Origin of the sequence: Flavobacterium tistrianum (genome assembly GCF_003254545.1) — a bacterium.
GTDB classification, from domain to species: domain Bacteria; phylum Bacteroidota; class Bacteroidia; order Flavobacteriales; family Flavobacteriaceae; genus Flavobacterium; species Flavobacterium tistrianum.
In genome coordinates, this window is the sequence record NZ_QJRH01000071.1 from 123,762 (window position 1) to 140,869 (window position 17,108).

9 protein-coding genes are annotated in these 17,108 nt (G+C 34.9%); 4 read left to right on the top strand and 5 right to left on the bottom strand.

From position 1 onward, the window contains the following. Nucleotides 1-101: 101 nt before the first annotated feature. The 5 genes from DMB71_RS15625 to DMB71_RS15645 form a co-directional block, all read right to left on the bottom strand. On the bottom strand, nt 102-2,216 hold the full coding sequence (locus DMB71_RS15625; RefSeq protein WP_111367650.1) for a glycoside hydrolase family 97 protein: 2,115 nt from the start codon (nt 2,214-2,216) through the stop codon (nt 102-104). Between the two features lie 30 nt (nt 2,217-2,246). Further along, nucleotides 2,247-4,550 carry a glycoside hydrolase family 65 protein gene (locus tag DMB71_RS15630; RefSeq protein WP_111367652.1) on the bottom strand — a complete coding sequence of 768 codons (2,304 nt, stop codon included), beginning with the start codon at nt 4,548-4,550 and terminating at the stop codon, nt 2,247-2,249. Nucleotides 4,551-4,688: 138 nt separating this feature from the next. After that, nucleotides 4,689-5,342, bottom strand: a complete 654-nt coding sequence (gene pgmB, locus DMB71_RS15635; RefSeq protein ID WP_111367654.1) for a beta-phosphoglucomutase — start codon at nt 5,340-5,342, stop codon at nt 4,689-4,691. An 18-nt stretch (nt 5,343-5,360) separates the two neighbouring features. Continuing rightward, the gene (locus tag DMB71_RS15640; protein ID WP_111367656.1) at nt 5,361-6,716 is read right to left on the bottom strand and encodes an MFS transporter; all 1,356 of its coding nucleotides are present in this window, start codon (nt 6,714-6,716) and stop codon (nt 5,361-5,363) included. 173 nt (nt 6,717-6,889) lie between these two features. Then, nucleotides 6,890-7,921 carry a LacI family DNA-binding transcriptional regulator gene (locus DMB71_RS15645; protein ID WP_111367658.1) on the bottom strand — a complete coding sequence of 344 codons (1,032 nt, stop codon included), beginning with the start codon at nt 7,919-7,921 and terminating at the stop codon, nt 6,890-6,892. A 236-nt stretch (nt 7,922-8,157) separates the two neighbouring features. Between DMB71_RS15645 and DMB71_RS15650 the strand changes: the two genes are divergently transcribed. The 4 genes from DMB71_RS15650 (at nt 8,158) to DMB71_RS15665 (ending at nt 17,095) form a co-directional block, all read left to right on the top strand. Beyond that, a complete protein-coding gene (locus DMB71_RS15650; protein WP_111367660.1) occupies nt 8,158-11,139 on the top strand; it encodes a SusC/RagA family TonB-linked outer membrane protein in 2,982 nt (993 codons plus the stop codon). 36 nt (nt 11,140-11,175) lie between these two features. Next, nucleotides 11,176-13,017: a RagB/SusD family nutrient uptake outer membrane protein gene (locus DMB71_RS15655; protein WP_111367662.1), complete on the top strand. Its 1,842-nt coding sequence runs from the start codon at nt 11,176-11,178 to the stop codon at nt 13,015-13,017. Between the two features lie 19 nt (nt 13,018-13,036). After that, complete coding sequence (locus DMB71_RS15660) at nt 13,037-14,134, top strand: SusE domain-containing protein (protein WP_111367664.1); 1,098 nt, start codon at nt 13,037-13,039, stop codon at nt 14,132-14,134. 84 nt (nt 14,135-14,218) lie between these two features. Next, nucleotides 14,219-17,095: an alpha-amylase family glycosyl hydrolase gene (locus tag DMB71_RS15665; protein WP_111367666.1), complete on the top strand. Its 2,877-nt coding sequence runs from the start codon at nt 14,219-14,221 to the stop codon at nt 17,093-17,095. Nucleotides 17,096-17,108: the final 13 nt, after the last annotated feature.

Consider the following 17,108-nt stretch of genomic DNA (forward strand, 5'->3'; position numbering starts at 1 on the left):
TATAATACCTAACAGGATTTTAAAACCTGTCAGGATAAGCTTTTTACAATTTAAAAAAAAGACAAGTAATCTAGGGGGAAATTACTTGTCTTTGAAAAAAATTATTTGTTTTCAATAATGCTTATTGCATATCCTCCTCCTGGAGCTGAAAACTGAGATAATTTTGATTTATTTGTTACAGCAATTTTCTTGATTGTGTAAGCTTGCGGATTTGTTTTGTAATGCGCATCTTTTGCATCAGCATAAATTGTTGCGGTGTATTTTTTACCTTTTTCAAGAAAACTGAAATCGATGTTTGAGGTACGTGGAGTTTCTCCGTTTACGTTTCCAACAAACCAGTTATTTGTTCCTTTAGCTTTACGTGCAACTGTGATAAAATCTCCAGGCTCAGCTTCAATATATTTACTTTCTGACCAATCTACAGCCACATCTTTAATAAATTGGAAAGCATCTGGAAAACGGTTATAGTTTTCTGGAGTATCTGCAGCCATTTGTAACGGACTGTACATAGTAACGTATAAAGCTAATTGGTTACAAATAGTGCTATTTACATGCGATTTGTTATCAGGATTCATTTTGCTGATATCCATTTCGAAGATTCCCGGAGTGTAATCCATTGGACCACCAATTAAACGTGTAAATGGCAATACGGTAACGTGATTTGGCTTAGAACCACCAAAAGCTTGGTATTCTGTTCCTCTTGCAGCTTCGTTTCCAATTAAGTTAGGATACGTTCTTGCAATTCCCGTTGGGCGAACTGCTTCGTGAGCGTTCACCATAATTTTATAATCAGCCGCTTTTTCGATAGCATATTGATAGTGGTTTACAATCCATTGGCTGTAATGGTTTTCGCCTCTTGGCAAAATATCACCTACATACCCGCTTTTTACAGCATCATATCCGTTATCGTTCATGAATTTGTACGCGGCATCCATGTGACGTTCGTAGTTACGAACAGATCCTGAAGTTTCGTGGTGCATGATGATTTTTACACCTTTAGATTTTGCATATTCGTGTAAACCTTTTACATCAAAATCTGGATAAGGAGTCAAGAAATCAAAAACATAATCTTTTGAGTGACCAAACCAGTCTTCCCAACCTTCGTTCCATCCTTCAACCAAAACAGCATCGAAACCATTTGCGGCAGCAAAATCAATGTATTTTTTTACGTTAGCATTATTTGCTCCGTGAGTTCCGTTTGGTTTTGCTTTAGCGAAATCAGTAACACCCAATTGAACTGTTGGATAATCGTTTGTGTACGACCAAGAACTTTTTCCTGTAATCATTTCCCACCAAACACCAACGTATTTAACAGGCTTAATCCAAGAAGTATTTTCAATTTTTGATGGATCGTTTAAGTTGTAAGTCATTTTTGAAGCTAAGATTTCTCTAGCATCATCGCTTACGATAATCGTTCTCCAAGGAGAGTGGTTTGGTGCTTGCATGTGACCTTTGTCTCCTTTTGCATCTGGAGTTAACCAAGATTCGAAAACTAAGTTTTTATCATCTAAATTCAAGTGCATACAAGAATAGTCAATCAAAGCCGCTTCGTGTAAATTGATGTAGATTCCGTCAGCCGTTTTTAACATCAAAGAAGTTTGAACTCCTGTTGGAGAAAAAGATTTTTGAGAAACGTTTGCTGTATATGCTTTTTGAGATAAACCTCTAATTTCTGATAATTTCGATTTTGTATAATCGTATTCCTGAGTGTCATAATCTCCTGGAATCCAGAAAGCAGTATGATCTCCCGTCATAGCAAATTGAGATCTTTCTTCTTTAATTACAAAATAAGTAAGATTCTTTTGTGCTGGAAATTCATAACGGAATCCTAAACCGTCGTCGAATAAACGGAAACGGATTACGATTTGTCTGTCTGTACTTTTTTGGTTTAAAGTAACCGCCAATTCATTATAATGATTTCTAATGTGATCTACTTCTCCCCAAACTGGTTTCCAAGTTTCGTCAAAAGTTGAAGTTTTCGTGTCAGCAATTGTAAAGTCGTTCAATAAAGATTTTTTATCATCTTTAAGTTCAAGACCTAGTTTACTGGTTTTAATAACTTCTTTGTTTTTGTATTTTAAATTGTAAACTGGAGTTCCGTCGTTTTGAAGAGAAAATTCCATTACGAACTTTCCTTCGGGTGATTTTAATTGTTGTGCTTCTGCAATAGAGCTAAAAGCAAACAAGATTAAACTTGCGAAAAATAAGTTTTTCATGTTTTTTTAGATTTTTAGGTGTATTGTAATTTAATTTATTTGTACAAATTTACTTGCAATTACAGGTTTTCCGTTAACGATAATTGTTAAATCTTGATCGCCATCTACAGTAAATGTGGTTTCGTCGTGATTTACAGTAACTTTCAGAATTTGGTTTCTGAAATTGATTTTAAACGAATAACCTTTCCATTCTTTTGGAATTTTTGGAGAAAAATGAAGCTGATCATTTTTAACACGCATTCCTCCAAAGCCTTCCACGATACTCATCCATGTACCGGCCATTGACGTGATATGACAACCTTCTTCCACTTCTTTATTATAATCGTCCAAATCCAAACGAGAAGTTCTTAAATAAAATGTATATGCCATGTCCATTTTATCTAAAGCTGCTGCCTGAATCGAGTGTACGCAAGGCGAAAGCGAACTTTCATGAACCGTAAATGATTCATAGAATTCAAAATTGCGTTTTAATTCTTCTTTCGAAAAATGATCTTCGAAGAAATAGAAACCTTGTAAAACGTCAGCCTGTTTGATGTATGGTGAACGCAACACGCGATCCCAAGACCATTTTTGGTTAATCGGACGTTGTGATTTATCTAAATCTTTTACAGGAACTAAATCTTTGTCTAAGAAACCGTCTTGCTGTAAGTAGATTCCAAGTTCTTCAGAAATAGGGAAGTACATATCGTCTGCCACTTTTTTCCATTCCTGAATTTCATTCGCCGAAAGGCTAACTTTATCCATCACTCTTTTGTGGTCTGCAGGATATTCTGAAGCCACTTTTTCGATTTGTTCAGCAGCAAAATCAATACACCATTTTGCAATATAATTGGTGTAGAAATTATTGTTGATGTTGTTTTCGTATTCGTTTGGACCCGTAACTCCTAAAATTACATATTGATTTTTATCTTTAGAAAAAGAAGCTCTTTGATGCCAAAAACGTGCAATTCCGATTAAAACTTCCAAACCTTTTTCTGGAATATAAGAGTAATCTCCCGTGTAACGGTTATAGTTGTAAATCGCAAAAGCAATCGCTCCGTTTCTATGAATTTCTTCGTGTGTGATTTCCCATTCGTTGTGGCATTCTTCACCATTCATGGTCACCATCGGATACAATGCAGCGCCGTTTTTGAAACCTAAATTGTCTTTAGCATTTTCAATCGCTTTATCCAATTGATTGTAACGATACGTTAATAAGTTTCTTGCAACTTGCTGATCTTTTGTAGCCATGTAAAACGGAATACAATATGCTTCAGTGTCCCAATAAGTAGATCCGCCGTATTTTTCTCCTGTGAAACCTTTTGGACCAATATTCAAACGAGAATCTTTTCCTGAATAGGTTTGGTTCAATTGGAAGATGTTGAAACGAATTCCCTGTTGTGCTTTTACATCGCCTTCAATTGTAATATCTGACATTTCCCAAACTTTTGCCCATGCCTCAATTTGGTTTTGAAGCAAGGTTTCATAACCTAAAGCAACTGCAGATTTGATTACTTTTTCGGCTCCAGCCAAAGTATTTTCGTGGTTTAGAGAAACCGTATATCCGCCAATTTTTTGAATTGATGAGGTTTGTCCTTTTGCGATAATAGTTCCGTAAGTATACTGAACTTTATCTGTTGTTGAATCGATTGTTGAAGGTGAAATATGAGCATCTTCACCATTTGCCAAAATCGTATTGTGCATGAAAGTCGTAACTTTGAAATGCGTTTTGAAAGTCTGAGCGGTTACAAAAGCTTCGTTTGTACCTTTTTTAATTTCAAGAGGTTCCCAGAATTTTTCTTCCCAGTTGGCATCTTCATTCGTTACACCAGCATCGATATATGGTTTGTAAACGATTTTTGCATCTTTGTTTAAAGGTGTAATATCGTATTTGATAACTCCAGCTTCGTCTAAATCTAATGACAGAAAACGACGAACGTTTACCGAAATTTCAGTTCCGTTTTTAAGAACAGCTTCAAAAGAACGATTGTACCATCCTTCTTTCATATTCAATTCTCTGCGGAAATTTCTAACTTCTACGCAAGTATTTAAATCAAGATTTTCTTCGTTGATTTCAATATCAATTCCAATCCAGTTTGGAGCATTAAGTACTTTGGCAAAATATTTCGGATAACCGTTTTTCCACCAGCCCACTTTTGTTTTGTCTGGATAATAAATTCCGGCAATATAACTTCCTTGAAAAGTTTCTGCGGAGTAAGATTCTTCAAAATTCGCACGCTGTCCCATAGCGCCGTTTCCGATACTAAAAAGACTTTCAGAAGATTTTACTCTCTCTGCATCAAATCCTTCTTCAATAATAGACCAATTGTCTGGTTTTATATAATCTTGGTTCATCTTTTAAATTAGATAATTCGGCAATTTGGTAATTAGATAATTGCCTTGGTTTCTTATTAACTTTTTACATTCATTTGAACAATTGTTGATTAGAATATTTGTCGATGAGCAACATTATCTCATTGACACATTTTCTAATTATCCAATTAACTCTTCGATAAAGCTTGTTTCGATTTGGGTAAAATCTTTAAAAATATGATCAGCTTCATGTAAAATTGTTTCCTCACCAATTCCCACACTTACCATTTCTGCTATGTTTGCTGCCTGAATTCCGGCAACAGAATCTTCAAATACAATTGAATTTTTTGGATCAATCTTTAATAATTGAGCCGCTTTTAAGAATACTTCAGGATCTGGTTTTGCATTGCTGACATCGTTTCCGTCAACAATAACATCGAAGTAAGACAGAACGCCTGTTTTTTCTAAAATTGGTCTTGCATTTTTGCTGGCAGAACCCAGTGCAATTCCTTGATTTTTATCTTTTAATAGTTTTAGGACTTTTAAAACCCCTGGAAGAACCTCACTTTCATCCATGTCAACTAAATAAGATAGGTAATCTTCATTTTTTTGAATTAACCATTGATCTTTTTGTTCTTGAGTAGCCTGAACATTTCCTAACCCAAGTATAATGTCTAGCGAACGAACACGGCTAACACCTTTTAGAAGTTCGTTGTCTTCGTGCGTAAAATTGATATTTAACGATTTGGCAATTTTTTGCCAAGCCAAAAAGTGGTATTTAGCGGTATCAACGATCACTCCGTCAAGATCGAATATGAATGCTTTTTTGCTCATTGTGTGGAAAATTCTTTATTATGATTTTTGAGTAAAGTCGTCTACGTCTTTTACTTTAGATACTAAAGCTGCGGCGATTAAGAAACTAACACCGCTAGTAACTAAGGCATAAATTGCGTCTCCGTTGTAAAGGTATTTTACAATTGGACCACCAATTAGAGCGTTTACAATTTGCGGGATAACAACAAAGAAGTTGAAGATTCCCATATAAACTCCCATTTTTTTAGGTGTAATAGAACCCGCAAGAATAGCGTAAGGCATTGCTAGGATACTCGCCCAAGCAATTCCGATTAAGATCATTGGCAAGACAACCCAATCTTCATTTGGCATGAAATAAATGGAGATTAATCCAATTCCTCCAATGACCAATGAAAGGGAATGTGTTGCTTTTCTTCCAATTTTTTTAGCGATATAGGGCAAGAAAAACAAAGCGACAATGGCAGAAACTAAGTTGTAAACACCAAACAGGATTCCGACCCAGTCACCAGCGTCTTGATATTGCTGGCTTGATGTGTCTTCTAATGGCAAACCGTAAATGTGGTGCGCAATTGCTGGAGTGGTAAAAACCCACATTCCGAATAATCCAAACCAAGAGAAAAACTGCACCCAGCTTAACTGACGCATTGTAACAGGCATTTTTGCAAAATCGGTAAAGATGTCTGTAATTTTTGATTTTTCCTCAGAATCTGAAATCGCATCATTTTGCGGGTCTTCAAATTTTGCCAATTCTTCTGGTGAATATTCTTTGGTTGTAAATAAAGTTACTAAGATTGAACCAATTAAAACCGCCGCTCCAATAATGAAAGATAACGTTAGGTTTAAAGGCACACTTCCAGGAACTGTGCTATTTGGAACACCAAAATATTTTGTTAGGATGTATGGCAATGCAGAACCAATTACGGCTCCAAAACCGATTAAAGAAGTTTGAATACTAAATCCTGCAGTACGCTGATCTGTTCTTAAATTATCACCAACAAGTGCTCTGAAAGGTTCCATTGCAATGTTGAAAGAGGCATCCATAATCATTAACATTCCAGCTCCAACCCATAAAGCAGGAAGAACAGAAATGAAAATATTAGCTTGCGGCATTAGAATTAGTCCAACCGAAGCTAAAACGGCTCCTACTAAAAAGAAAGGTTTTCGTCTGCCGAATCTTCCCCAGGTTTTGTCGCTATAATGACCAATGATAGGCTGAACTATTAATCCCATAAGGGGAGCAATAATCCAGAACCACGAAAGTTCATGTACGTCGGCACCAAAAATTTGAAGAATTCTGCTGGCATTTGCATTCTGAAGTGCAAACCCCATTTGGATTCCCAAGAAACCGAAACTCATGTTCCAAATTTCCCAGAAACTTAATTTACGCTTTTCCATTATCGTAATTTGAAAATTATACGATAAGCGCTTTGCTTATCAAAACTTTGTTTCTTTCGAAGTAAAACTAAAAGCCTTGACGGGCGTAAAATTATAAATTATTTTTTTATATATGCTAATAAAAAAGCCATAAATATTTTTTATGGCTTTAGAAAGTATTGATTTTTAGAAAATTAGTCAGTAGATTCTCGTTTTATAAGATGAGTTTCTATCACTTCTGTGATATAATTTTCGTTATGTTCTTCGTCATCATCTTCTTCGGCTTCTATTCTTTCTATAAGCATTTTAGCCGCTTTATTTCCCATTTTTTCACCGCTCTGGCTAACGGTTGTAATAGTCGGAGTTGAATATTTCGAAATAATTCCGTCAGTAAAAGCTATTACTGCTAGATCTTCTGGAACTTTTAATCCCATTTTATTGGCAGTTTTGATAATTGTTACCGCAAAAAGTTCGTTTACAGCAAAAACAGCGTCGAAAGCTCTGGCGTGCAGAAGCTCAGAAATGGTTATTTCGCAAGTATCTACATCTTCAATTTTTATGATTAAATCTTCATTAAAAGGTAATCCGTTATCTAACAAAGCTTTTTCGTAACCGTCTGTTCGTAGTTTTCCAACGCTTACATAATCCACAGTTGTCACTAATGCAATTTTTTTACGTCCGCTGTCTATTAAACTCTGAACGGCTTCATATGCTGCAGATTTATCATCAATAATAACTTTATCACATAAAATATCATTGGTAACGCGGTCAAACATAACCACAGGCATTCCTTGATTGATAACTTCTGTAATATGGTGAAAGTCGCCTTTATATTGGGTTTCTTTAGAAAGAGACATGATAAAACCGTCGATACTTCCATTGGCTAACATCTCCATATTTAGAACTTCTTTATCGAAAGAATCATCAGATACACAGATAACAACACTGTAGCCATATTCGTTCGCAACCTGTTCAATTCCGTTGATTACAGTAGAGAAAAAGTAGTGTACAATTTCGGGAATAATGATGCCGATGCTCTTCGTTTTTCGGTTTTTTAAACTAAGGGCAATATTGTTTGGTTTATAGTTGTAAAACTTTGCAAAAGCCTGAACTTTTAGTCGTGTTTCTTCTCCAATTTCGAGACTGTTTCTGAGTGATTTTGAGACAGTTGAAATGGATACGTCGAGCTCTTTTGCAATCTGTTTGAGGGTTATTTTACGTTTCATGGAGTTAATCGAAAAAAATCTAATTAATAATAAAGGTGTATAATATTTTTGGTATTTGCAATTTTAACACTGAAAGATTACAAAAAATAGAAAGTTTTCAACACTACCACGTTTTCGTAAAGTAATAAAAAGTGCCTGCTGTCGAGCATGTTAATAAATTCATAATTTTGAAATTCGAAGTAAAATTAAAAACTTAACTAACATTCAAAAACTCAAAACTAATTTAAACAAAAAGTATGAAAACAATTTACAAAAAGTTGTTATTTTTATTCCTATTGTTGCCTTTTACAGTGTTGGCTCAGAACACTTTAAATGGAACAGTAACTGATCATACCACAGGTCAGCCAATACCGGGAGTAAATGTAAATGTTCAAGGTGCTGCAGGAGGTACCTCTACTGATTTTGATGGTAAATTTCAATTGCCTAATCTGAAAAATGGAGACAAAATTTTAGTTTCATTTATCGGATACAAAACAGAGACTATTGTATTTAATGGTCAAAAAAACTTAGCCGTTTCTTTAAGCGAAGATACAAATCAATTACAAGAAGTTGTTGTACAAGTAGGTTATGGAACTGTTAAGAAAAAAGATGCTACGGGTTCTGTTTCTCAAATTTCAGCAAAAGAATTTAACAAAGGTATTAACGTAACGCCAGAAAGTTTAATTGGTGGGCGTATTGCTGGTGTTAATGTTGTTGGAGGCGGAGCGCCTGGAGCAAAAGCAGATATTAGAATTCGTGGAGGATCTTCATTAAGTGCTTCAAACGATCCATTAATTATTTTAGATGGACTTCCGTTAAGTAATGCGGTTCCAAGTGGTGCTACAAGTATTCTTTCTACTATTGACCCTAATGATATTGAGTCTTTTACAGTTCTTAAAGATGCATCTGCAGCGGCTATTTATGGTTCTCGTGCAGCAAATGGTGTAATTGTAATTACAACTAAAAAAGGAACTAAAGGTGGTGTAAAAGTTAATTTCAGTTCTCAAGTTGGTATTAATACAGTTGCAAATACAGTAGATGTTTTAAGTGCTGATCAATTCCGTTCTTTTGTAAACGAAAAAGGAAGCGATGCTCAAAAAGCATTAATGGGTAATGCAAGTACAAACTGGCAAGATGAAATTTTCCATACTGCTTTAACAACAAACAATAATATCTCTGTAAGCGGTGCTTTATTTGATAAATTGCCTGTGCGTTTATCTGTTGGAAATGTTGATAATCCAGGAATCTTAAGAAATACTTCTTTTGAAAGAACAACGACATCGATATCGTTAAATCCAGTTTTGTTTGATAATCACTTAAAAATTGATATTAGCGGAAACTTATCTTTCAGTAAAAATCAATTTCAAGATGAAGATGCAGTTATTGGTTCTGCAATCAGTTTTGATCCAACACAATCTCCTTACCAAGCAGATTCTCGTTACGGAGGATATTTTGAATGGTTGGAGCCAAACGGAAATTTAGCATTATTGCCTGCTAAAAATCCAGTTGCAAGAATTAATCAAGAAGATAAAAGATCTAAATCTACTAGAAAATGGGGTAACATTAGCGTAGACTATAAATTCCACTTTTTCGAAGATTTAAGAGTTGTTGCTGAAGCTGGTATTGACAGATTTGATAGTAGCGGATACAACAGACAAAGTACAGAAAGTGCTTTAGGATATCAGCCAAACCCTTTCAGTACTGGAAATTGGGTAAATTTAGGTAACTATGATACTTATACTGATGACCTTCAAAACAAAAATTTAAATACCTATTTTGTTTATAGCAAAAATATAGGAAAACTTAAATTGGATGCTACTGCTGGTTATAACTACCAATTGTTCCAAAAAGAAAAATATCAATCAGGAGCACTTACACAGCCTGCAGCTACAAGAAATGAGGATGTTATTACGGATCCAGACATTAATTTGCAATCGTATTTTGGTCGTGTAAATTTAGGTTGGGATAGTAAATATTTATTGACTTTAAACTACAGAAGAGACGGAACTTCTCGTTTTTCTGAAGAAAACAGATGGGGTAACTTTATGGGAGGTGCTTTTGCATGGAATATTGCTGAAGAGTCTTTCTTAAAAGATAATGAAACGCTTTCTAGCTTAAAATTGAGAGTTGGTTACGGAACTACAGGTCAGCAAGATATTTCTGCTCAGTACGATTATTTAAGAAGAGTTACTTTAGGTACTGTTAATACACAGTATGTATTTAATGGTGTTGTTTACAGAACAGCGAGACCAGAAGGATATAATCAAAATATCAAATGGGAAGAGTTGGCAGAGATGAATATTGGGGTTGATTTTGGATTCTTAAATGATAGAATTACAGGTACTCTTAACTATTTTGATAAGAAATCATCTGACTTATTAGCTGATGTATTGGTTCCAGATGGAGCTAACTTGAGAAATCAAGGATTTAATAATATTGGAGATTTAAGAACTAAAGGAGTTGAATTCAGTCTTCAATCTGATATTATCAAAAAAGACAACTTAACTTGGAATGTTGCTGTTAATGCTACTTATTTAGATCAAAAAATTGAAAGTTTAGGTCAAACTGTTGAAGGTTTCCAAGGTTATGAAGTAGGAGATAATATTAAAGGTGGAAATGGAAACAAAGTTTTAATTAACACAGTTGGATCTGCTCCAAATTCATTCTTTGTTTACGAGCAATTATATGATGCTAACAAAAAACCAATCGCTGGTGCTTATGTAGATAGAAACGGAGACGGTAAAATCGATGGAAATGACCGTTACAGATACAAAAAACCAACTGCAGATTATACTTTTGGATTGTTCTCAACTTTAAATTACAAGAAGTTTGATTTTACAATGAACTGGAGAGCGAGCTTAGGAAATTACATTTTTGATAACGTAAATTCTAACATGGGGTATTCTGATGCTGCTTTAAGAAGAGAAACAGACTTATCAAATGTAAGTTCAGATTATTTAAATACTGGATTTAAATATGAGGATAATGGAACTCAACGTTATTTGTCTAATTATTATGTGAAAGATGCTTCTTTTATCAAATTGGATAACGTAACTCTTGGCTATACTTTAGATAAATCTTTATTAAAAGCGGCTTCATTAAGATTCTCTGCAGGTGTTCAAAACGTTTTTGTACTTACAAAATATGATGGATTAGATCCGGAGAAATTCAACGGAATTGATGGTAATGTTTATCCAAGAGCAAGAACATTCTTGTTTGGGGTAAATGCAAGTTTCTAATAGTACATTGAAAAACAAAAATTTAAAACATACAAAATGAAAATATCATTTAAACATATATCTTATTTCTTCCTATTTATATTAGGAATAAGTATGACGCTTACTTCGTGTACTGACGATTTAAACGTGACGCCAAAAGATGATGATGAATTTTTATCTGAAACTTTTTTCGAGGATCCAGCATCTTACAAGCAAGTTTTAGCAAAATTATATGCTGGACTTTATGTAGGAGGAAATGATGGTGACGGACAAGCTGATATTGCTGGTCTTAGTGGGGATTTCAGCAGTTACTTGCGTTTGCTTTTTGTAACGCAAGAATTACCTACAGATGAAGCAGTTATTGCTTGGGCTGATGGATCTTTGCCAACATTAAACACACAAACATGGTCTCCAGTAAATGAGTTTTTATATGGAACTTATTCTAGAGCATCTTACCATATCAGTTTAGCAAATGAGTTTTTAAGACAAACTACAGAAGACAAATTAAACTCAAGAGGTGTTGATGCTAGTTTAAAAGCTGAGATTGCAACGTTTAGAGCAGAGGCTCGTTTCTTAAGAGCGTATTCTTATGTAAACTTAATGGATTTGTTTGGTAATGTGCCAATTACTACGGAGGCAGATCCTGTTGGATTCTTTTATCCGGTGCAAAAATCAAGAGCAGAAGTTTTTGCTTTCGTAGAGTCTGAATTAAAAGATTTAGATAACAGTTTGGTAAATGCTAGAACAAATGAATATGGTAGAGTTGATAAAGTAGCAGCTAAATTTTTATTAGCTCAAATCTACTTAAACTCTAAAGTATACACAGGAACTGAAAGAAATAATGACGTAGCAACTTTGTGTACTGAAATCATTAATTCAGGATATACATTTGCAAATGTTCCTTATTCTTATTTGTTCTCTGCAGATAACAATACAAATGGTGCTCAAAGCGAATTTATTTTCCCAATCGTAAGTGACGGAAACGCGATTAGAGCAACAGGTGGAGGAATGAGTTTTATTATTCATGCTTCTATTGGAGGAAGTATCGATGCGGCTTCTAGAGGAATGGATGGAGGTTGGTTCGGTACAAGAACTCGTAAAGAATTTGTTGATAATTTTGGTAATCCAAGTAGTTCATTTGAGTATTATCAAACAAAGAATAAAAATTTAGCAAATAACACTGGAATTTTGGTTAACAAAGATGGTCAAGCATTTGATTCAAGTGACCGAAATGAAACACAAGCAGGATACAATGCAAATAATACTTACGTATTTAATTTTGTAACTGGTAAAATTACATTAAATGGTGTTGAAGTTGCGGCTCCTACAGCATTTACTAATGCTCCTGTATCTTTAGGAAAACAACAGGTTTGGGGAGATAAACGATTATCTGCTTATACTCCTGGGCAAGCATTGGATATTACCAATATAGGAACTTTTACAGATGGTTACGCAATAACGAAGTTTTCAAATGTAAAATCAAATGGAACGGCAGCTCAAAGAACCGATATTCCAGATACAGATTTTCCTGTGTTTAGAATTTCTGATGCTTATTTAATGTATGCAGAAGCGACTGTAAGAGGGGCTTCAACAGGCAATATAGGAACAGCTGTTGGTTACATAAATCAAATTAGAGCAAGAGCAAATGCTTCAACTATTACTGCTGCAGATTTGACACTTGATTTCATTCTAGCTGAAAGAGGAAGAGAGTTATATTGGGAATGTCACAGAAGAACAGATTTAATTCGTTTTGGGAAATTTACAGGAGGAAGTAAAATTTGGCAATGGAAAGGTGGCGCAATGGGCGGTATTGCAACAGACTCATACAGAGATTTAATGCCAATTCCTTCTAAAACAATTCAGGCAAACCCTACGCTGAAACAAAATCCTGGGTACTAATATCTAATAGAACTGTAAAATGAAAAATATATATAAAATTTTAATTGCATTTGTTGGTGTATTAGCAGTATCATGTAATGCTGATGCTGTTGATGAAAGACCAGTTTTAGATGCTGTTGCAACGCCAGAAATTACTGCTCCATCTAATGGCCAGTCTTTTGTTTTGGACGTTGATAAAGGATCAGAAGAGGCTGCTAAATTTACATGGTCAGCAGCGGACTATTCTAAAGACGTAGTTGTAAAATATACTTTATTGGTAGATAAAAAAGGCGGAGATTTTTCTGCAGCAAAAACACTTGCAACAACCACTAGTATTACAGAAGCCTCAATACTTGGTAAGAATTTAAACCAAGCGGCGATTGATCTTGGAGGAAAACCAGAAGTTGCTGCATTATATGATGTAAAAATTACAGCTAATGTGGCAGGTTCTTTCTCTCAAGTTGGAAAAAACGTAATTACAATTAGCATTACTCCATATTTAGGAAGAGTTACTTATGACTTTACAGATTGGTATTTAATTGGTGCGGCTGTAGCTGGCGGATGGGATAATAATGTTGATACTAACCATCAGCCAATGTTCAGAGATGGTAAAGAAGCTAATAAATATAAGTTTGTAGGATATTTTAAAGCAGGTAACTTTAAACTAATTTCTGAAAAAGGAAGCTGGGCTTCTCAATTAGGTAAAGCTAGTGATACTTCAATTGAGATTAAAGATAATGCAGGAGAATTTACAATTCCAGCAGATGGATATTATACTTTTGAGTTCAACACTACTACTTTAAAATATACTTTAAAGGCTTATGCGGCAGGAGCTACAGCGCCAATCTATGATAACAGTAAGGTAGGTATTATTGGAGATGCAACTGAGAAAGGATGGGATGCATCAACACCGATGGCGCAATCAACTTTTAATGCACACGCTTGGACTTTAGGTGCAACGTCTCTAAATGATGGTGGAATGAAATTCAGAGCGAATAATGCTTGGGATGTTTCATGGGGAGGAACCACTGCCTTTTCAGGTGGAGGTACTGGAGATAATATTCCAGTTGCAAAATCTAAATATGTTATTTATTTCAATGACTTAGACGGAAGTTATCTAATGATTCCTAATCAATAAAAACTTCAGTTAATAACTAAAAAAGGGCTATCTCTGGATAGCCCTTTTTTAATCAAACTAACTAACCAAACAAACCATGAGATTATGAAAAAAACATTACTTTTTATTTTCTTTTTACTATCGATTGCTATTCATGCTCAACAAATATCAGTATCACCATCTGTATTTCAGGTCAATGAGCCAATTACGATAACAGCTTCATTTGCATCAAGCACTTGTAATACAATGGGAAGCAATCCGATAAAAGTATATATGCATGCTGGAATAGGTACAGATGCAAGTCCATGGCAGACCACAAAAGGAAATTGGGGCGCTGATGATGGAGTGGGATTAATGACTAAAAATGCAAACGGAACCTGGAGTATTACAATCACTCCAAGTGTATATTTCGGATTGACATCAGTCCAGCAAACTGCGGCGACTAAAATGGGAATTGTATTTAGAAATGCCAGTGGTTCTCAAACTTTAAAACTGGCTCCTTCTTGTACAGATTTTTTTCTTAATGTAGGTGTGTTTCAAGTAATATTGACTTCGCCAGTCGAAAATAGCACCACAATTATTAATTCTGGCTCAAATTTCACCATTAGCGCAACAAACACAGGCGGAGCAGGTAGTTATACTTTAAAAGCTAACGGAACAACGATTAATACAAACGCCAGCACTTCAAGTTATTCCTATACACATACCAATATTACAGGAAATCAGAGTTACGAATTAATTGCAACTCAAGGAGCGACTACAGTTTCTAAGAAATTTGCAGTAGTTGTAAATCCAAATACTGTTTCTGAGGCGATGCCCGCAGGTTTGGTTGACGGAATTAATTACAATGTTTCAGACGTTACAAAAGCAACTTTGGTCTTAGATGCGCCTTTAAAAGACTTTGTTTACGTTGCGGGGAGTTTCAATAACTGGCAGCCAACATCTGCTTATGCCATGAAAAAAGACCCATCTTCTGGAAAGTATTGGTTAGAAATAACTGGATTGGTTTCAGGTGAAAGCAATACGTATCAGTATTGGGTTGGTGATGCAACGCCGTTGGCAAATTCGCCATCTTTAGTAAAAGCTGCAGATCCTTATTCTACTTTAGTTTTATCTCCTTATGATGATCCTTCAATTCCCGTTGCTAAATATCCAAATATGCCAGCTTATCCTGCCGGACAGAATTTTGAGGTTACAGTATTAAAAACAGGACAGACTCCGTATAATTGGCAGGTGAGTAATTTTGTAAAACCAGAAAAAGAAAAGTTAGTAGTTTATGAGGTTTTAGTTCGTGATTTTGATGCTTCAAGAAGCTATCAAAGTTTGATTGATAGAATAGATTATTTTAAAAATCTAAAAATTAATGCTATCGAGTTAATGCCAGTAATGGAATTTGAAGGCAATGAAAGTTGGGGATATAATACTTCGTTCCATATGGCTCTGGATAAGTTTTACGGAACTTCAGATAAATTAAAAGAGTTTATTGATTTGTGTCATCAAAACGGAATTGCTGTAATACTTGACGTAGCACTAAATCACGCTTTTGGAAGAAATCCTATGGTCAGAATGTGGATGAATGATCCTGATGGAGACGGTTTTGGTTCGCCAACTGCGGAAAATCCATATTTCAATACAGTAGCAAAACACAGTTATAGTGTAGGGGAAGACTTTAATCATCAATCTTTAAAAACACAATATTATGTAAATCGAGTTATCAAACATTGGATTGAAGAATATAAAATTGATGGTTTCCGTTGGGATTTAACCAAAGGATTTACACAATCATGCACGTCAAGCGATAATGCTTGTACCGATTCGTACCAACAAGATCGTGTAGATATTCTAAAAAAATATGCTGATTTTTCTTGGGCAATAGATCCGACACACTATACTATTTTTGAACATTTAGGAACAGATGCAGAAGAAAAAGAGTGGGCAAATTATAGAGTTACAGAAACACCAAGTAAAGGTGTAATGATGTGGGGAAAAATGACAAACGAGTACAATCAATTGTCGATGGGATATGCTTCAGATAGTAATATTTTTAGAATGAATAGCGCAAATCGCGGATTTGTTGCCAATCGTTTAATGGGTTATGCAGAGAGCCATGATGAAGAACGTTTAATGTATAAAAATGTACAGCATGGAGCTTCGAACGGAAGTTATAATGTGAAAACATTAAATACGGCTTTATCTAGAATGTCTGCAATTGGTGCAGTTTCTTTATTAATTCCTGGACCTAAAATGATTTGGCATTTTGGTGAGCTAGGTTGGGAGAATTCTATTTTTACTTGCAACGACAATTCCGTAAATACAGATTTTGATGCTGTAGGCGGTGATTGTAAATTAGACACTAAACCACAGCCTCAGTGGGTAAACAATTGGTTAGGGAATTCTAATCGCAATAAAATTTACAATGATTGGGCTAAGATGATTACGCTTAAAAAAACGGAACCAGTATTTTTAGGAACAGCAACAATGAACAATGTGGCTTCTTTGACAGTAAATATCAAAATTACCAATAGTAGCCTGAATTCAACTCAGCTGAGAGACGTTGTGATTTTGGCTAATTTTGATACAACTGCACAAAATATGATTCCAGGATTTCAATATACTGGTGCATGGTACAACTTAATGGATAATTCAACGATGAATGTTGCTGATGTAAATGCACCAATAAATCTAGCTCCCGGAGAATATAGAATTTATGGAAATAAACAAGCAAATCTGGCGATAGAAGATTTTGAAAAAGGAAATCAGGTTAGCTTGTATCCAAATCCTGTTGCCGATTATTTTACTTTAGGTTTTAAAACTTCAAAAGTAGATATCTATTCTATTACAGGACAATTAGTAAAAACATTTAATACAAACGGAAATGCTGATTATCAATTCTCAGTAAGTCATTTAACTTCTGGATTGTATCTCGTAAAAACGTTTGACGAGAATAATAAAGTTCGCGTTGTGAAATTTATTAAAAATTAGGTTTGGTTAGTAA